Raw genomic sequence first — 18,024 nt, 5'->3', positions numbered from 1 at the left:
ATTGTCCCTGTAAAGTTGAGGCAGTTTTGCGTAAGTCCGATAAAAAATCGTGGTGCCAGTCTGCATGCAAATCGCAAACTGACACCACGCCGGAGTATTTCTTATTTTGCCAGGTCTACTTTTTTGAAGTAATGATGGGCGGTAGAATCCATTTTGAAGCCAATCACGTCCTTGCGCACCGGTGTGTAACGCAAAGAATGTGCCAATAGCAGCAAAGGCGCTTCTTCATGCACAATTTCTTGTGCTTTTTCATACAGTTTGGCTCTTTCACTCTGTTTTGGTGTCAGTTTTGCCTTTTGTATCAGGTCTTCATAATCCTTATTGCACCAACGTGGGATATTGCCGCCACCCTTGACTGCTTCGCAGCCCAGAATTGGTTCAAAGAAATTGTCCGGATCGCCATTGTCGCCCGACCAGCCGAACATCATCGAATGCTGTTCACCGGTTTTGCTGCGTTTTTTGTATTCTGTCCATTCATAGGTGGTCAGCTTGGTTTTTACGCCGATCTTGGCCCAATCGGCCTGTATCAGCTCAGCCATGCGCTTGCCATCCGGATTGTAAGGACGTGACACCGGCAGATACCAGAGTTCTATCTCCACGCCATTGGGATAACCTGCCTTGGCCAGCAGCTCCTTGGCTTTGGCCGGGTCATACGGGAAGTCCTTGACCTTGTCATTGTAGGACCACATGGTAGGCGGGATAATGTTCTTGGCCGGCTGACCAGAACCAGCATAGACCGACTTCAGGATAGACGCTTTGTCGACGGCCAGGTTCAGGGCCTGACGCACCAGTTTATTGTCGAAAGGCTTTTTCTCGACGTTAAAGCCGACATAGCCAATGTTCAGGCCTTGCTGGCTCAGCAGCTTGATGTTCGGGTCACTTTTCATGAGCTCAACGTCGGCCGGTTTCGGCAGTGCCATCACATGGCATTCACCGGCTTTCAGCTTGGCGTAGCGCACGGACGCATCAGGCGTAATGGCATACACGAGATTATCAATTTTCGGACGACCATCCCAGTAACCATCATGTGCCTTGTAGCGGATGATGGCGTCTTTTTGGTAAGACACAAACTGGAAGGCACCAGTGCCGATAATTTCCTTGTCGATCAGTTCTGGTGTACCGGCGGCTTTCATTTTTTCTGCATATTCAGCCGAATGCACGGACATGAAATCCATGGTCAGAGTTGCCAGGAAAGGCGCTTCCTGACGTTTCAGTTTGAAACGCACGGTCATGTCATCGACTTTTTCCAGTTTGTCGACGATTTTGTTGATACCCAAATCCTGGAAATACGCATAGGTCTGGCCTGGGGTATTTTTATGGAAGGGATGGTTTTCATCAGCCATGCGATAGAAGCTGAACAAAATGTCGTCCGCGTTCAGAGTACGGCTGGGCTTGAACTTGGCATTGCTGTGGAACTTCACACCCTTGCGCAGCTTGAAGGTATAGGTCATGCCGTCAGGAGAGATTTCCCATGACTCGGCCAGGGCAGGGGTGATATTGGTGGTGCCTGTTTCCATCTCCACGAGGCGGTTATACATGGGTACAGAACCGGCGTCTGCTGTTGTACCTGTGGTGAAAAACTGTGGATTGAAGCCTTCCGGACTTCCTTCAGAGCAAAAAACCAGTGTTTTTGCTGCCATTGCAGCACCTGCATACGCACCCAGAATCGCCAGTGCGCCAGCCTTCAACAACCATTTACCTTTTTTCATCCAGACTCTCCAAAGTGAACAAGTACCAGTAAAAATGACAAGTCGATTGTGCCACGACGACTTGTGCAGACTTTTCTATTGTGCAGCAATTCGATAAGTTTTGTATTACTTTGTTACATGGCTGAAGAAAATTTTGAAAATAAAACAGTCAAACAAGTGTTGTTAGTAATCGATGGATTTTGCAATCAAGAAGTTTTGCCACTGTTGCGTATTTGAATCAGTTAAGCTAAGTTCCACTTTATTGATTGCAGCCAATGATGAATCCTGATAATCCGCGTTCGATACCGACATGAATTTATCGTTAGAAACAAAATCAACTTCGATATTACATTTGCGAATAAGTGATGCGCAGGTACTGGAGTTGCGTGCCGATTTTCCTGATGGGGCAGGGCCGTTCCCAGCCCTGATTCTGGCACCGGGCTTGCGCTATGACATGGATCGCCCCGCCATTTTACAAACTGCCGGGCATCTGGTGATGCGGGGTATTGCCGTATATCGTTTCAACTGGATTTTTTATACCGTGGATGCGGAGAGTGGCCATCCTTCTGCTGATCTGTCGGCAGAATTTGCCAGTATGCAGGCTGTGGTCGCCGCAGCCAGAAGCGATGTCCGCGTCAATTCGCATCAATTGTCGGTGGCTGGTAAATCATTTGGTTCCGTTGTTGCGTGGCAGGTGTTTCAGGCTGATAAAAGCTTGCAGCGTTGCATCCTGATAACACCCTTATGCAAGGCTGGTACGGCGAATCAGAATGAGGAGCTTGATACGGTCAGGCAAAATTATCCCGACGTGGAGCAAGAGTCCAGGCCAGTCACCATGATGGCTGCTGATCAGGACCCTTATTGCGAGTTACCTCTGCTGCACCGTTACGCCGCAAGATTTGCGAAGCCGGCTACCGTGACTGTCTTGCCAGGCAATCACAGCTTTGAAATACCGTCAGAGGATACTGTTTCGTCTGAACTGGCTTTTCAGCTCACCATGGATACGCTGAGCACGCAGATGGAGAAGTTTTTACTGGATTAAAGTGAGGACTAAAAAGGGGACATCCCTCACTTCAATCGATATGCTCAACCATTAACTGCACCCTGGTAACGCCATTGTATTCATTCGCATCCAGGCGGAAAGCGACATGCACATTTTCAGGCAGGGTATCGGTATGTCCGAACCAGATGGCATCGTATCTTTGCTTGTTCTTTTCCAGCACCAGTTTCAAATGACGTTCCTTTAAAACCCGTTGCGATACGAGGCGGAAGTCATCACAAAAAATCGGTGGTGGAAAACCCTGACCCCATACCTGGGTGTCGAGCAGGCGTATGAAATCCGTCGTGAAGTAGGCATCTTCCAGCGGACCATCGGTTTCGACCACGCGTTCCAGCTGGTGTGCCTGCAACCAGTTTTTACCCACGGCTTCAAATGCCTGCTGGAAGGCCGGGAAATCTTCTGCACGCAAGGTCAGGCCGGCTGCCATGGCATGTCCGCCAAATTTCTGTATCAGACTGGGAGCATGTTTGGACACCAGATCCAGCGCATCGCGCAGATGAAAACCTGGAATAGACCGGCCAGAACCTTTGATAAGGCCATCACCACCCGGTGCAAAGGTGATGGTGGGGCGATAAAACTTGTCTTTGAGACGGGAAGCGACAATACCGATGACACCCTGGTGCCAGCTTTCGTCAAACACCGTAATGGTATTGCTGTCCTGCGGCTGGAAATCGTCCAGATGCAGCAGGGCGACATCCTGCATTTCGCGCTCTATGTCTTTGCGGTCTGCATTGATGGCATTTAGTTCCTGCGCAATTTGCCAGGCGCGGCCTTCGTCATCGGTTGTCAGGCACTCTATACCCAATGCCATGTCAGCCAGACGGCCAGCGGCATTCAGGCGTGGACCAAGGGCAAAACCCAGGTCAAACGGGCTGGCATTATGTGGCTCGCGCCCGGCGACACGAAACAGGGCGGCGATGCCGGCGCACATACGGCCCGCACGCATGCGTTTCAAGCCTTGGGCGACCAGAATACGGTTATTCGCATCCAGCCTGACGACGTCAGCCACCGTACCCAGTGCAACCAGATCCAGCAAGGTATCGAGCTTGGGCTGGTTTTGCTGATCAAACACCCCACGTTGCCGCAATTCGACACGTAAAGCCAGCAATACGTAAAACATGACGCCAACACCTGCCAGGTTTTTACTGGGGAAACCGCATTCGGGTTGATTGGGGTTCACGATGACGGCAGCATCTGGCAGGCTGTCACCCGGCAAATGATGGTCGGTGACGACTACCGCGATACCCTGCGCATTGGCGGCAGCGACACCATCCACGCTGGCAATGCCATTGTCGACGGTGACAATGATGTCCGGTGATTTTTCTTTAATGGTGAGCGCAACGATTTCCGGTGTCAGGCCATAGCCATACTCAAAACGGTTCGGCACGATGTAGTCAACTTGCGCACCCAGCATGCGCAAACCACGCAAGCCCACGGCACAGGCGGTGGCACCGTCGCAATCATAATCAGCGACGATCACCAGTTTTTTTTCTTGGGCGATGGCGTCTGCCAGAAATGTGGCGGCATGTGCTATATGCAAGAGCCCTGCAGGTGCCAGCATGGCATTGAGCTCGGTACTCAAGTCCTTGTCGCCGGTCGCGCCGCGTGAAGCGTACAAACGTGCCAGAACCGGATGCAGTCCATTCTGGCGCAACATTTCAGATTCGCGGAAAGGGCAGGGGCGAGTGGTAATACGTGTCATGGTTTGGCGATGGAAAACAAATGGTGTAAAGAAGGTTTGACCCAGAATTTGCGCAAGGACCAGGGTGTCAGACTGAAATTTGCCACGCTGCGGGCATCCGTAAACATTAGATCAAGACGAGTGATTTTCCTGGTTTTCAAGGCAGACATGACTGGAGAAAACCAGTTTTTTTCCATTGCATCTATCTTTTCCAGCCATAGGCCCCAGTCGTTGTTGATGGCGGCTTCTGCCAGATCTGGCAACAGTAGGGTGTGTTTTGCCTCAGCGCCGGAATGTGTTTCCTGCCAGTTGGTAAAATTCGATGCGGTCATCACTTGTTTTGCGGTTGGGTGAATGTGGTCAGCTCCGCATGATATCCACACGGAATTGATCACTTTTTCACCCTGCATTTCGCGTGCTTCATTGATGGCGTGCCCAAACCACAGCATCTGGATTTCATTTTGCAACTTGCGCCAGGCACGCTCATGTTCGCCCTTGGGCATCCAGATATCAATATTGTGACCGCAGGCAGCATCCATGGTGGCCGTGCGCAGCGCTGACCAGTCATCCGCTCGCAAGAACCAGGTTTTGGCATCGCCATATAACAGCGTAAGGCCGACTTCTTCGCAACTGCTGCGGGCAATGTCAAACAGAATGCGTGCCTGATCGTCAGGAAGCTCCAGTCGGCGCTGATCGGTCAGTACCAGGTGATCTCTGGCAATATGGATATGTACTGGCTGCAGGGTGAACCAATAACCTGCATCGACTGTCAGACCGCAGGCCTGCATGGTGTCCCAACTGATCGCCGGGCTATTGGCATTGTTTTCTGGCGGAAACTGATCCGCCAGCCAGTATTCATGGGCAAGCGCATGGGAAAATGCGTCTATTGTCTGTGTTTGGGGGCGACCGCCAGAGGCGATCAGGGCTGCCAGCGCAGGCGTGTGCATTTCCTTTAACAGGTCTTTTGCAAGGCCAGCAGGTGGGATGCCGAAGGGGATAATCAATTCTAAATGGCTCATATCTCTGTATTGTATGGCAAACGTGTGGCAAACTGCTGGCTGCCGTATTTAATGATCTTAATGACCTTAATGAACTCAATGAAGTGAACATGTAGTGAAAAATCTTTCTTTCGAATGGCTGGTTGGCCTGCGCTATACCCGTGCAGGGCGGCGTAGTGGCCGGAATAGTTTTATTTCTTTTATCTCGCTGATTTCCATGCTGGGCATCAGTCTGGGCGTGGCTGCGATGATTATCGTGATTTCAGTCATGAACGGTTTTCAAAAAGAAGTTCGTGACCGTATGCTGTCAGTACTGGCGCATATAGAAGTGTTCGATGCCAGCGGCGCCCTGCCAGACTGGAAATCAACCGCACTGGAAGTGCAAAAAAACAAGGCAGTCACAGGCACGGCACCGTATGTGGATGGCCAGGCCATGATCATTCGCGAAGATGTCATGCGCGGTGTCATTTTGCGCGGTGTCTTGCCAGAAGAAGAACCCAGGGTATCCGACGTTGCCAGCAAGATCAAATATGGCAAATGGGCAGATTTAAGACCGGGCGAATTCAATATCGTGCTGGGTGTGGCGCTGGCAAACAGCCTGCATGTACGGGTTGGTGAAAAAATCACACTGGCCGCACCGGAAGGGCAGATGACGCCGGCAGGCATGGTGCCTCGCCTGAAAGCCTTCAATGTGGTGGGTATTTTTGAAGCAGGTCACTATGAATATGACGCCGGCATGGCGTTCATGCATATTGAAGATGCGCAGAAATTTTTCCGCCTGAGTGCACCATCGGGACTACGTTTGCGCATACAGGAGATGCTGAAAGCGCCCCAGATTGCCCTGGAATTGTCGCGCAGCCTGTCTGGTGACTTGCTGATACGTGACTGGACACAGCAAAACAAGACGTATTTTGCTGCCGTCAAAGCAGAAAAGACCATGATGTTCATTATCTTGACCCTGATCATTGCGGTTGCCGCTTTCAATCTGGTGTCGACACTGGTCATGACCGTGACTGAAAAGCAGGCGGATATTGCCATCATGCGTACTTTGGGTGCTGCGCCTTCATCCATCATGAAAATTTTTATCATTCAGGGGGCTATCGTCGGCCTGTTTGGTACCTTGCTGGGTGTAGGTGGCGGTTTGCTGGTGTCTTTCAATATTGATGTTATCGTACCCTTCATAGAGCACATTCTGGGGATACAGGTACTTTCCAAGGAGGTGTATGTGATCAGTAAATTGCCATCTGATGTGCAATTGCTGGATGTCACGATTATCGGTTCAGTCTCTCTGGTATTGGCTTTGCTCGCCACGATTTACCCTAGCTGGCGCGCTTCCAGAACCAAACCTGCGGAGGCTTTGCGTTATGAGTAATCCAAACGGTCAGCCGACAGACAGCATTTTGTCGTGCAATCAATTAAGCAAGGTGTTTGCCGAGGGGCCGGATTCGGTCAAGGTATTCAGCGACATCAATCTGAGCATATATAGGGGTGAACGGGTTGCCATCATCGGTGCATCCGGTTGTGGTAAATCGACATTGTTGCATTTGCTGGGCGGGCTGGATACACCTACGCAAGGCAGTGTCATATTGCAGGGGCAAAATTTTGCCAGCCTGAATGAAACAACCAGGGGCAATTTGCGCAACCAGGCTTTGGGCTTTGTGTACCAGTTTCATCATCTGTTACCTGAATTTTCGGCCCTGGATAACGTCGCCATGCCGCTCATGATACGCCGCATGAAACGTACCGATGCCCAGCAGGCTGCGCAAGTGATACTGGAAAAAGTCGGGCTTGGTCACAGGCTCAAACATGTCCCGGGCGAATTGTCCGGTGGCGAACGGCAGCGTGTAGCGCTGGCGCGCGCCCTGGTGACACAGCCCGCCTGCGTGCTGGCGGATGAACCGACGGGCAACCTCGATGGCAGCACGGCCCAGCAGATATTTGAATTGATGCTTGAGCTATCACGCACCCTGGGTACGGCTTTTGTAATCGTCACGCATGATGCCGAACTGGCAGGCCGCTGTGATCGCGTGTTCCGCCTGTCCGGGCATGGTTTGCAACTTCAATAAGAGGAACAGAAAAATGGAAGGCAAAGCACTTCGCGCACTTCATTTTTCTGCTAATCCTTGTGGCTGCCTGCTCACGGTCACGGGCTTGCTGACCGCTGTTGCTCCACCGGTGTCTGCCGCTGATACGGTAGAACTGGTGCTGCAACTGGAAACCTCACTGACCAGTGATTCGAACCCATTCCGTTTTTACTCGCAACCCGTCAATACTGATCCTGCCAATACGCCGGATACGCCTGTCACGCCATTGGGTCTTGCTACCCCAGAGCGTGATACGGTTAAAGGCAGCGATATACGTGCCGGTGCCATCATTCCCTTGTTATCTGACCGCACACGGCTGACACTGACGGGTTCTCTTGGGAATCGGTACTATAAAAACTATAAAGAACTGGATCACCATGTCGTCGCTGGTGATGCCACTCTGGATTGGGCAGCCGGTCAGGTTTTTAACGGGCATGTGTCTGCGGGTAAGGAAGACCGGCTTTTTCAGTATATCAATGGCACTTTCACTGACAAAGATATCTCCCATCAAAAACGTGCTTCTGCCGATCTGAATCTGAAATTGACGGATGAATGGTCTTTGAACGTCAAAGTTGACAAATCAGGGCTGAATTATGATTTGCCGGTGAATCAGCTCTACAATTTTGATGAGCGCGGCCGGCAGTTCAGCGGTCGTTATTATTCGCCGACCGGCTCCAGTGTCGAAGTAGGTACACGGCTGTCTGATAGCAATTTCCCTGACCGTAATGCTCAGGAAATTGCCGATCTGGATCAGTCTTATAAAGAATCCGAAGTGTTTCTGGATGCTGAATGGCGTTATAGCAGCAAGTCGGTCACCAGCACGCATCTGGGCATCATACGCCGTCGTTATGACAACCTGACCGACCGTGACACCAATCTCTTCAATGCACTATGGCGTGGCACTTATCATTATTCGCCCAAGTTAAGGCTGGATCTGCAACTTTGGGACCGGCCTTTCACCATTGTTGACCGGTCTGTCCTGTATGTGATCACCAAGGCCCTGCGTTTTGACGCCCAGTGGAAATACTCGGACAAGTCACAAATGAATTTCTCTACCTTGTTGCAGAATAGCGATAACGTACTGGTACCGCGACTGGCCAGCCTGAGTGATGGATCGTCTCGCAAAGAACAATTACTGCGCATCGGTTTTGGCGGTGCCTATGAGTTTGAACGTGGCTTTCGTGTCGTGCTGGATAGCTTTTATGAAAAAGTCCGGCGTGAATCAGATGGCATCAACCTGAAACAGGCCGTCATCAAGCTGGGGCTGGAATATACTTACGAGAATTTACCGGGGAGCACTTCACGCATGGGCTTGAAACGTTATCAGCATTCTCTTAGCGCCTCTGACAGTTTGCGTTGATCTATGGGAATACGACAAAGACTTAGCCGTTTTGCAGCGCGCCATATGGGGTGCCGCTGGTTGCCCTTGCAAAAAGGCCGGGGTGTGGTCAGTTTCAGCTTTGATGATGTGCCAGCCAGCGCCTGTCATACCGGTGCGGTGTTGCTGGAGTTGTACCAGGCGCGTGGCACTTTTTATGTCTGTGGCAGCCTGACCGATGGCGTCGAGCAAAATCAACCCTGTCACAGCGTCGACGACCTGAAACGCCTGATCGAAACTGGACATGAAGTCGGTTGCCACACGTTTTCACATACCAATTGTGCGAATGCGTCCGATGCAGACCTGGCCCTTGACTGGGAGAAAAATCAGGCTTTTTTCAAGCAGCATGGCATACACAATCAGGGTTTCGCATTTCCCTTTGGTGCCTATGACCTGGGAAGCAAGCTGGCTGCGGGCAGGCGTTTTTCCTATGCACGCATCACTGGCGGTGGCACGCAGACTGGCCGTGCTGACCTGTACGCCCTGAAGGCGCAATCACTTTACTCTTCCAAGACCAATGTGGATGAGCTGCATGCATTGATCCAGCATACAGCAAGTGCAGGAGGGTGGTTGATTCTGTATTCTCATGAAGTCAGTGATAATCCCGGTCCATGGGGAACCAGCCCGGCTTTGCTCGAAACTGCATTACGCCTGGCCACACAGGAAGGTTGCCATCTTTTGCCAGTGCACAGGGCGATTGATTATTTTCTTTCCTGAGCAACATGTCTTGAGCAGGACCAGTTTTCTGGTAACTGGGCTTGAGTATTTAGCATTCTTGCGGTATTAATCTTAACTTTTCGGTAACCGACATTATCCATGAGCCAACATAGCCAGTTCACCCTGCTGACACAACGCCGCTTTGCGCCTTTCTTCTGGACGCAATTTCTTGGGGCATTCAATGACAATGTGTTTAAAACGGCCTTGCTCACCATCCTGACCTATGATGCGCTGACGTGGACCAATATGGATATTGGCCTGCTGAACAACCTGATTCCCGGATTGTTCATCCTGCCATTCGTGCTGTTTTCTGCAACATCGGGACAACTGGCCGACAAATTTGAAAAAGGCAGGATGGCGCGCAATGTCAAATTGCTGGAAATTGTCATCATGCTCATCGCCGCTGCTGGCTGGATGACGCACAACTTGTGGTTGCTGATTGCGGCGGTGGCTGGTATGGGTATCCATTCCACCCTGTTTGGTCCGGTCAAATATGCTTATCTGCCACAGCATCTGAAAACTGATGAGCTGGTGGGTGGGAATGGCTTGATAGAAATGGGAACTTTCGTCGGCATCTTGCTGGGCGAAATCCTGGGTGCCTTGCTGGTGGTGCACAAGCCATGGGGCATAGAATTGGTTGCTGGTGGTGCAATCGTCATTGCCATCATGGGTTATCTGACCAGTTTGCGTATTCCTGATTCACCTGCACCAGAACCTGAACTGAAAATCAACTGGAATCCGGCAACAGAAACCATTAGAAATATCAGCTTCAGCAAACAGAATCGCCCTGTGTTTTTATCCTTGCTTGGTAATTCATGGTTCTGGTTTTATGGTGCCATCGTGCTGGCGCAATTCCCCCTTTATGCCAAAAATTACCTGCATGGTGATCACAGTGTTTTTGTGCTGCTGCTGACCATATTTTCTTTCGGTATTGGCGCTGGTTCGCTGTTATGCGAAAAACTGTCCGGTCATAAGGTGGAAATTGGCTTGGTGCCATTTGGTGCCATAGGCTTGTCCGTATTTGGATTTGACCTGTATTTGTCCAGCATCGCGTACACCAATACAGCAACAGTGACCATGCAGACCTTTTTGCAACAGACGGGCAGTCTGCATATTTTGTTTGATATCACGATGATAGGTATTTTTGGCGGGCTGTATATCGTCCCGCTGTTTGCCTTGATACAGACGCGTTGCGATCCCAAACATTTGTCGCGCACCATTGCCGGCATGAATATCCTCAATGCGATCTTCATGGTGGTGGCTTCGCTGGCAGCCATGGTGATGCTGCAAAAAGGCTTCACGATTCCGCAAATTTTTATGGCAACCGCGATTTTGAATGCGATTGTTGCGGTGTATATATTTAGCCTGGTGCCAGAGTTCCTGATGCGCTTCATTGCGTGGTTGTTGATACACACGATCTACAAGGTCAAAGGCGTCAATACTAAGCGCTTGCCGGATGAAGGGGCGGCCATACTGGTCTGTAATCATGTCAGTTACATGGATGCGATTGTGATCATGGCGTCCAGCCCGCGTCCTGTCCGCTTTGTCATGGATCATCGTATTTTTAAAATTCCATTCCTGTCCTGGGTATTCAGGACAGCGAAGGCCATTCCTATCGCGCCCGGCAAGGAAGATCCATGGCTGATGGAAAAAGCCTATGTGGACGTGGCCCAGGCTTTGCACGAAGGTGAGCTGGTCTGTATTTTTCCGGAAGGCAAGCTGACGGCTACGGGCGAGTTGAATGAATTTAAGGGTGGCGTCATGAAGATACTGGAACGTACGCCGGTTCCGGTCTATCCGCTGGCCTTGCGCGGCTTGTGGGGTAGCTTCCTGTCGCGCGATAAAAGTAATCCGTTTGAACGCGCCTTTAGCCGTGGTCCATTTTCCAAGCTTGAACTGGTGGTAGGGGAAGCCATGCAGCCTGCAGATATCACACCGCAGATATTGCAGGAAAAAGTCAGTCAACTACGCGGGGAATGGAAGTAAAAACAGTCAATGACTAGAACTCATTTCATCCCTATTGATGAAATGAGTTCTATATAAAGTGAATCTTCAATAAAAAATGGCGCATATGATATATGCGCCATTTTTCATTACTGCAGCAAGAACGAATTACAAGATTTCGCTCGCGTGATCGGCGAGACGGGAGCGTTCACCACGCGCCAGTGTGACGTGGCCGCTATGTGCCCAGCCTTTGAAACGATCAACCACATAGGTCAGACCACTGGAGCCTTCGGTCAGATATGGTGTATCGATCTGCGCGATATTACCCAGGCAGATGATCTTGGTGCCAGGGCCGGCACGTGTCACCAACGTCTTGACCTGTTTCGGCGTCAGATTCTGCGCTTCGTCGATGATCAGGAACTTGTTGACGAAGGTACGACCCCGCATGAAGTTCAGGGACTTGATCTTGATCTTCGAACGTATCAGGTCCTGTGTTGCGGCACGGCCCCAGTCACCAGCATCATTGTCGGACTTGTTGAGCACTTCGAGGTTGTCATCAAAGGCGCCCATCCACGGCGACATTTTTTCTTCTTCAGTACCTGGCAGGAAACCGATGTCTTCACCTACCGGCACGGTGACACGAGTGACGATGATTTCATTGTAGGTTTTGGTTTCCAGCACCTGTGCCAGGCCTGCTGCCAGTGCCAGCAAGGTCTTGCCGGTACCGGCCTGACCCAGCAGCGTGACGAAATCGCATTCTGGATCCATCAACAGATTCAGTGCAAAATTCTGCTCGCGATTGCGTGAGGTAATACCCCAGACGCTGTGCTTGATATGGCCGTAATCACGCAAGGTTTGCAGTACGGCAGTCTTGCCATTGATCTGCCTGACCTGGCCATAGAAAGACGCTTCACCATTCTTGGGTTCGAGGTAGACAAACTGATTTACTAGCAGGGAAGGGATGACGGGTCCGGTGATGCGGTAAAAAGTCGTGCTGAGTCCGTTGCGGTTTTCCTGCCAGGTTTCTATACCCTTGCCATGCTTGTTCCAGAAATCATCGGGCAATTGCACGATACCTGAATACAGCAGGTCGGAATCTTCCAGCACATGATCATTGAAGTAGTCTTCTGCCGGCAAGCCCATGGCACGCGCCTTGATGCGCATATTGATATCTTTTGATACCAATACGACAGGGCGACCTGGCATTTCCTTTTCAAGTGCAGTGACGACGCCCAGGATCTGATTGTCTGCCTTGCCTTTGGGCAGGCCTACCGGCAATTCACCGGATTGCAACTTGGTCTGAAAGTACAGATGCCCTTTGGCGTCCTTGTTGCCCAGTTTGGACAGCAAGATACCTTTTTCGATGTCGTGATGGTCGATATCACCCACCAGTGCATCCAGCGAACGGGATACCTGGCGTGCATTACGCGCCACTTCCGACATACCTTTTTTATGATCATCCAGCTCTTCGAGCGTGATCATGGGCAGGTAGATATCATGTTCTTCAAAACGGAACAGTGATGAAGGGTCATGCATCAGTACATTGGTATCCAGCACAAACAATTTTTTGACACCGGATTTGTCCGCAGCACGGCTGGTGCCGGATTTAACGCGGTTGTCCGGCAACTTGCTCTTGGCAGCGGCTGCTGGGGCAGCTTTTGCACTGACAACTGGCGCCGGTCTTTCGGCAACGACAGGTCTGACAGCTGCGATGGGCGTAACTGTGGTTTTCTTTCTTTGAGGAGCCTGAACAGCTTCTACCGCTTTGATTTTCTCTGGCGCGGCGGATTTTATTGTTTTGGCTGGTTTGCCTTTTTCTGCTTTGGGATAATCTTTAGGCGAAAGCAGTGCTGCTGGTTTGGTCGGCATTTTTGGCAATGGCATGAAAACCTCAATCAAAAAGTGAGAGCTGAAAAGTTAAAAGCCGCTAAGGACATACCAGCATTGCTGCTGGCACTGTCTTTCGCGGCTTTTATCAAGAGTAATTCTGGAGAGTTCAATTAAGTTTGGGCGCTCACAAATTCGAGTACTTCATCAACGTGTCCTGCTACTTTGACTCCACGCCATTCTTTCACTAATTTACCGTTGCCGTCAATCACAAATGTGCTGCGTTCTATGCCACGTACCTGCTTGCCGTACATGTTTTTCATTTTCATGACGTTGAACAGGGCACATAAAGTCTCATCCGGATCGGAAATCAAGTCAAAGGGCAGAGCCAGCTTGCTCTTGAAACCCTCGTGCGAGCGCAGACTGTCACGGCTGATACCAACCACTTCGGTATTAGCCTGTTGTAATTGCGCATGCAGATCACGAAAAGCAATGCTTTCCGTTGTGCAGCCAGGAGTGTTGTCTTTTGGGTAAAAATAAATGACGATCTTTTTACCCAGATAGTCAGTTAATTGAAACGTTTTGCCGCCTGTCATGGCAGCGGAAAATTCTGGTACCTGGCAATTTAGTGCAGAGGGGGTGTCAGCCACTGTCATCTCCTTGGTTAGGGGTGGAGAAATGTTGCTGACAGACTAGATCAGGGCGACCAATTCTCCGGAACGACCTGGCAAGCTTGCCCATGACAATGGGCGTACTGGTAATTCACTATCCTTGATGGACTGGTAATAGTCCGCCATGGAGATGCATCGATATCCCTGCTTGTGCCAGCCTGTCAGCAATTCCTCGAATATGGGGGCAAGTTTCTGTCCTTCAAGCTCTGCATGTAGAGTAAATACATGATCTTTTGGAATTGCCGTCAATTCAAGTATGTTAGCAGCGATATTTGACTCGGAAATGACAAGTCCGTTAATGTCGCGTCCCAGCAACTCATCAAGAGTAGGCAGGGTGGTCGGCATCTGTATGCAGGACCGGACAGTGCCTTCGGTCTGCAAGCGATACGGGCCGGCAGCCGGGTCTTGCAGACTGCCATCCTCTTTCAGCATGGCGCGTCCGTCAGATGCATACCGCATGCCAAACTGGTCGAGCTGGGCAAAGGCGTGCGGATTCATTTGCCAGCCGGCGGCACCATGGGTTTTGGGCGTATCGCCAAAAATCTGCTGGAAGCGCTGATGTGCCTGCTGCATATGGTCGCGCGTCCATTCCAGCCCGCGCTGGCGGACATTGTCTTGCCAGACCACGTGATCCCAGGTGTGTATGCCACACTCGAAGCCAGCATCGCGTACGGCCTGCATCTCTTTCGTGCAACTACCTATATCTGGTGCGGGCAGTAACACGCCGTACATCAGGGTTTTCAGGCCATAGTGCTCAAGTACCGATGTGCGGGAGACCTTTTGAAAAAAACCGGGGCGAAAAGCACGGCGCAAGGCCCAGCCGGTATGATCCTTTCCGAGAGAAAACAGGAAAGTCGCACCAGCCTGGTGTTTTTTCAGCAGGCGTACCAGATTGGGTACGCCTTCCCGGGTGCCGCGAAAGGTATCGACGTCGATCTTGAGAACTATGGTAGGCATGTAGTACCGGCTTAGTCCATCAGGGCGCGTGCTTCGGCTACCTGGCTGCGATAGGCATCGAAAATATTGCGCATGGTGTCTGGCATGGTCGTCACTGGTTTCCAGCCCAGTTCTTCGCAGGTATTGGTGATTTTAGGTACACGGTTTTGTACGTCCTGATAACCTTTGCCATAGTAGGCAGCCGAAGTGGTTTCAGTCAGGGAGACTTTTTTCGCCGTTTCTGCGTATTCAGGATATTCAGCCGCCAGATCCAGCATCATGTGCGCCAGTTCACGGATCGAGAAATTATTGGTCGGGTTGCCGATGTTGTAGATCTTGCCGGTGGCTACGCCATCTTTATTGTCGATGATACGCATCAGTGCATCGATGCCGTCGTCGATATAAGTGAAAGCACGTTTTTGCGCGCCGCCATCTACCAGGGAAATGTTTTCACCACGGACGATATGACCAAAGAATTGCGTCACTACGCGTGAGCTGCCTTCTTTTGGTGTATGGATATTGTCAAGACCGGCACCGATCCAGTTAAAAGGGCGGAACAGAGTGAAGTTCAGGCCTTCCATGCCATAACCCCAGATCACGCGGTCCATCAACTGTTTGGCGCAGGAATAAATCCAGCGTGGTTTGTTGATAGGGCCGCAGATCAGTTCGGATTCTTCCGGATCAAATTCTTCGTCATGGCACATGCCATAGACTTCAGACGTGGATGGGAACACCAGATGCTTGCCATACTTGGCAGCGGAACGCACGATGGGCAGGTTGGCTTCAAAGTCGAGCTCAAACACGCGCAGCGGCTGTTTTACATAAGTGGATGGCGTGGCGATCGCTACCAGTGGCAGGATGACGTCACATTTCTTGACATGGTATTCCACCCATTCTTTATTGATGGTGATGTCACCTTCAAAGAAATGCATGCGTGGATGATTGATCATGTCGCCCAAACGCTCGGTTTGCATGTCCATGCCATACACTTCCCAATCTGTGGTTTCCAGGATGCGCTTGGACAGATGGTGACCGATAAAACCGTTCACGCCGAGTATCAGGACTTTTTTCATAGTGAGTTCTTCTTAAGTAAATGTTGCTTGTCAGTTCAGAATTGGCAATTACTGCACTTATGCAGCCGATGACAAATGGGCTGCCAGTTCTTGTGCGGCAATGACTTTGTCATTCATTAACAATTCAATAATGTGCAATGCACGACCATCGCCGCACACGCCAAGGACGACATTATCCACCACATGTAAGCCTGTCGGCAAATTTGCCGCATCGCCATGGAATAATCGTGCCTTTCCTATCACAAACCGCTGGCCTGCCTGTTCGGTAAATGCACCAGGGTAGGGCGGTGCCACTGCACGATGCAGATTGTAGACTTGCTGGGCGGTTTGCTGCCAGTTGATGCGGCCATCTTCTGGCTTGCGGCCACCAAAATAGCTACCTGCCGACAAATCATTCGGCAAGGTCTTGAAATCGCCCGCTACCAGACTGGGCAAGGCACTCCACAAACATTGCTCAGCAGCCACAGTCAGCTTGCCAAATACTTCATACGCCGTGTCGTCAGGCAAAATCGGGACAGCAGTCTGGGCAATAATGGCACCCGCATCCGGTTTCAGCGCCATTTCATGCAGTGTGGCACCGGTTTCGGTTTCGCCGTGCAATACTGCCCAGTTGACTGGCACACGGCCACGGTATTTGGGTAGCAGGGAGCCATGCAGATTGTAGGCGCCACGCTTGGCCAGCGCCAATACATCCAGCGGCAGCATGTGGCGGTAATAAAAGCTGAAGATGAAATCCGGGGCTATTTCAGCCACTTGCGCCTTCAATTCAGGTGCTTTGGGATCATCCGGGGTAATGCAGGGTATGCCTTGCTCGCGACATAAATCAGCGACCGACTCAAACCAGATGGTCTCTGCCGGGTTGTCCTGGTGGCTGACCACCAGTTTGATCTGTATGCCGCGTGCCAGCAAGGTCTTGATGCAGCGCACGCCAACACTGTGATAGGCGAACACCACTGCGCTGGCAGGGGAATGGGATGCATTCATGCTATCTGCCTCAGTTCGCGTCAGGCAAATCGGCACTGGATTGTTCCAGTATGGTCTGCACCACATAGCGCGGACGGCCACGCACCTGCTGATAGATGCGACCGACGTATTCACCCAGCAAGCCTATGCCAAACAAAATCACACCCATCATGAAAAAGGCGATCGCAAACAGTGTGAACAAACCTTCCGCTTCTGCACCAAGTACAAAGCGGCGTATCAGCAAGAGCAACACCAGGCCGCCCGACAGGACAGACAAGACCATGCCCAGCATGGAAAACCATTGCAGCGGCATGATGGAAAAACCGGTCATCAGATCAAAGTTCAGACGTATAAGACTGTAAATCGAATACTTTGATTCGCCGGCAGAACGCTCTTCATGCTCGACCGTGATTTCGGTAGGCTTGCGGGCGAAGGTGTAGGCCAGCGCAGGCACGAAGGTATTCACTTCGCTGCACTGGTTGATCAGGTTGATGACATTACGGCCATAGGCGCGCAGCATATTGCCCTGATCGGTAATTTTGATGCGGGTGATCTTTTCGCGGAAGCGGTTCATGGCTTTCGACGCATAGGTGCGCCAGGCAGAATCCTGGCGCTTGCGCCGTATGGAGCCGACATAGTCATAGCCTTCGCGCATTTTATCGACCAGTGCGCCAATTTCTTCCGGTGGGTTTTGCAGATCGGCATCCAGCGTCACTACGATCTCGCCACGGGTTGCTTCAAAGCCGGCCAAAATCGCCATGTGCTGGCCATAATTGCCGTTGAACAGCACCACGCGCGTCACATCCGGGCGCAGGCGATACTGGTCTGCCAGCAGGGCAGGCGTGTTATCACGGCTGCCATCATTGATGAATACCACCTCATAGGTGATGCCGCGTGCGGCAAGATTGTCCAGCGCTGGATACAACCTGGCAAACAGCTTGGCCAGGCCAGCTTCTTCGTTGTAGACGGGAATGACAACAGAGAGTTCGGGTTTCATTGGTATT

15 protein-coding genes are annotated in these 18,024 nt (G+C 51.2%); 6 read left to right on the top strand and 9 right to left on the bottom strand.

Annotated elements, in window-relative coordinates; genetic code table 11:
- Positions 1–101 precede the first annotated feature (101 nt).
- The gene (locus tag H8L32_RS00360) at positions 102–1,709 is read right to left on the bottom strand and encodes an ABC transporter substrate-binding protein (RefSeq protein WP_186945190.1); all 1,608 of its coding nucleotides are present in this window, start codon (positions 1,707–1,709) and stop codon (positions 102–104) included.
- A 289-nt stretch (positions 1,710–1,998) separates the two neighbouring features.
- On the opposite strand from H8L32_RS00360, the gene H8L32_RS00355 reads away from it, so the two are divergent.
- Positions 1,999–2,730, top strand: coding sequence for an alpha/beta family hydrolase (locus tag H8L32_RS00355; protein WP_186945189.1), 732 nt, complete (start codon positions 1,999–2,001; stop codon positions 2,728–2,730).
- A gap of 31 nt (positions 2,731–2,761) precedes the next feature.
- Here the strand turns inward: H8L32_RS00355 and recJ are convergent, their stop codons facing one another.
- On the bottom strand, positions 2,762–4,450 hold the full coding sequence (gene recJ, locus H8L32_RS00350) for a single-stranded-DNA-specific exonuclease RecJ (RefSeq protein WP_186945188.1): 1,689 nt from the start codon (positions 4,448–4,450) through the stop codon (positions 2,762–2,764).
- Positions 4,447–5,448: a hypothetical protein gene (locus H8L32_RS00345; protein ID WP_186945187.1), complete on the bottom strand. Its 1,002-nt coding sequence runs from the start codon at positions 5,446–5,448 to the stop codon at positions 4,447–4,449. The genes recJ and H8L32_RS00345 overlap by 4 nt, the downstream gene beginning before the upstream one ends.
- Positions 5,449–5,542: 94 nt before the next feature.
- On the opposite strand from H8L32_RS00345, the gene H8L32_RS00340 reads away from it, so the two are divergent.
- The 5 genes from H8L32_RS00340 (at position 5,543) to H8L32_RS00320 (ending at position 11,592) form a co-directional block, all read left to right on the top strand.
- Complete coding sequence (locus tag H8L32_RS00340) at positions 5,543–6,799, top strand: lipoprotein-releasing ABC transporter permease subunit (protein ID WP_186945186.1); 1,257 nt, start codon at positions 5,543–5,545, stop codon at positions 6,797–6,799.
- A complete protein-coding gene (gene lolD / locus H8L32_RS00335) occupies positions 6,792–7,493 on the top strand; it encodes a lipoprotein-releasing ABC transporter ATP-binding protein LolD (protein ID WP_186945185.1) in 702 nt (233 codons plus the stop codon). Before H8L32_RS00340 ends, lolD begins: the two co-directional genes overlap by 8 nt.
- Before the next feature lie 13 nt (positions 7,494–7,506).
- Positions 7,507–8,871 carry a hypothetical protein gene (locus H8L32_RS00330; RefSeq protein WP_186945184.1) on the top strand — a complete coding sequence of 455 codons (1,365 nt, stop codon included), beginning with the start codon at positions 7,507–7,509 and terminating at the stop codon, positions 8,869–8,871.
- Positions 8,872–8,874: 3 nt separating this feature from the next.
- A complete protein-coding gene (locus tag H8L32_RS00325) occupies positions 8,875–9,606 on the top strand; it encodes a polysaccharide deacetylase family protein (RefSeq protein WP_186945183.1) in 732 nt (243 codons plus the stop codon).
- A 99-nt stretch (positions 9,607–9,705) separates the two neighbouring features.
- Positions 9,706–11,592, top strand: coding sequence for an MFS transporter (locus tag H8L32_RS00320; RefSeq protein WP_186945182.1), 1,887 nt, complete (start codon positions 9,706–9,708; stop codon positions 11,590–11,592).
- 126 nt (positions 11,593–11,718) lie between these two features.
- Here the strand turns inward: H8L32_RS00320 and H8L32_RS00315 are convergent, their stop codons facing one another.
- The 6 genes from H8L32_RS00315 to H8L32_RS00290 all read right to left on the bottom strand — a co-directional run bounded on the left by H8L32_RS00315 (position 11,719) and on the right by H8L32_RS00290 (position 18,017).
- Positions 11,719–13,434 carry a PhoH family protein gene (locus H8L32_RS00315; protein ID WP_186945181.1) on the bottom strand — a complete coding sequence of 572 codons (1,716 nt, stop codon included), beginning with the start codon at positions 13,432–13,434 and terminating at the stop codon, positions 11,719–11,721.
- 116 nt (positions 13,435–13,550) lie between these two features.
- Complete coding sequence (locus tag H8L32_RS00310; RefSeq protein WP_408058778.1) at positions 13,551–14,027, bottom strand: peroxiredoxin; 477 nt, start codon at positions 14,025–14,027, stop codon at positions 13,551–13,553.
- 42 nt (positions 14,028–14,069) lie between these two features.
- The gene (locus H8L32_RS00305) at positions 14,070–15,005 is read right to left on the bottom strand and encodes a polysaccharide deacetylase family protein (protein WP_186945179.1); all 936 of its coding nucleotides are present in this window, start codon (positions 15,003–15,005) and stop codon (positions 14,070–14,072) included.
- An 11-nt stretch (positions 15,006–15,016) separates the two neighbouring features.
- Positions 15,017–16,057: a bifunctional UDP-4-keto-pentose/UDP-xylose synthase gene (locus tag H8L32_RS00300; RefSeq protein WP_186945178.1), complete on the bottom strand. Its 1,041-nt coding sequence runs from the start codon at positions 16,055–16,057 to the stop codon at positions 15,017–15,019.
- Positions 16,058–16,114: 57 nt separating this feature from the next.
- Positions 16,115–17,041 (bottom strand): formyltransferase, encoded by a 927-nt coding sequence (locus tag H8L32_RS00295; RefSeq protein WP_186945177.1) that lies wholly within the window; start codon positions 17,039–17,041, stop codon positions 16,115–16,117.
- Positions 17,042–17,051: 10 nt separating this feature from the next.
- Positions 17,052–18,017 carry a glycosyltransferase gene (locus tag H8L32_RS00290; RefSeq protein ID WP_186945176.1) on the bottom strand — a complete coding sequence of 322 codons (966 nt, stop codon included), beginning with the start codon at positions 18,015–18,017 and terminating at the stop codon, positions 17,052–17,054.
- Positions 18,018–18,024 lie beyond the last annotated feature (7 nt).

Source organism: Undibacterium hunanense, assembly GCF_014284335.1.
GTDB lineage: Bacteria > Pseudomonadota > Gammaproteobacteria > Burkholderiales > Burkholderiaceae_D > Undibacterium > Undibacterium hunanense.
This window is presented reverse-complemented; position numbering and strand designations above follow the sequence as displayed.

What these genes read in the sequence shown, in the direction of transcription:
- H8L32_RS00360 (WP_186945190.1), bottom strand. Translation starts at nt 1,709, where the DNA reads ATGAAAAAAGGTAAATGGTTGTTGAAGGCTGGCGCACTGGCGATTCTG.
- H8L32_RS00355 (WP_186945189.1), top strand. Translation starts at nt 1,999, where the DNA reads ATGAATTTATCGTTAGAAACAAAATCAACTTCGATATTACATTTGCGA.
- recJ (WP_186945188.1), bottom strand. Translation starts at nt 4,450, where the DNA reads ATGACACGTATTACCACTCGCCCCTGCCCTTTCCGCGAATCTGAAATG.
- H8L32_RS00345 (WP_186945187.1), bottom strand. Translation starts at nt 5,448, where the DNA reads ATGAGCCATTTAGAATTGATTATCCCCTTCGGCATCCCACCTGCTGGC.
- lolD (WP_186945185.1), top strand. Translation starts at nt 6,792, where the DNA reads ATGAGTAATCCAAACGGTCAGCCGACAGACAGCATTTTGTCGTGCAAT.
- H8L32_RS00330 (WP_186945184.1), top strand. Translation starts at nt 7,507, where the DNA reads ATGGAAGGCAAAGCACTTCGCGCACTTCATTTTTCTGCTAATCCTTGT.
- H8L32_RS00325 (WP_186945183.1), top strand. Translation starts at nt 8,875, where the DNA reads ATGGGAATACGACAAAGACTTAGCCGTTTTGCAGCGCGCCATATGGGG.
- H8L32_RS00320 (WP_186945182.1), top strand. Translation starts at nt 9,706, where the DNA reads ATGAGCCAACATAGCCAGTTCACCCTGCTGACACAACGCCGCTTTGCG.
- H8L32_RS00315 (WP_186945181.1), bottom strand. Translation starts at nt 13,434, where the DNA reads ATGCCATTGCCAAAAATGCCGACCAAACCAGCAGCACTGCTTTCGCCT.
- H8L32_RS00305 (WP_186945179.1), bottom strand. Translation starts at nt 15,005, where the DNA reads ATGCCTACCATAGTTCTCAAGATCGACGTCGATACCTTTCGCGGCACC.
- H8L32_RS00300 (WP_186945178.1), bottom strand. Translation starts at nt 16,057, where the DNA reads ATGAAAAAAGTCCTGATACTCGGCGTGAACGGTTTTATCGGTCACCAT.
- H8L32_RS00295 (WP_186945177.1), bottom strand. Translation starts at nt 17,041, where the DNA reads ATGAATGCATCCCATTCCCCTGCCAGCGCAGTGGTGTTCGCCTATCAC.
- H8L32_RS00290 (WP_186945176.1), bottom strand. Translation starts at nt 18,017, where the DNA reads ATGAAACCCGAACTCTCTGTTGTCATTCCCGTCTACAACGAAGAAGCT.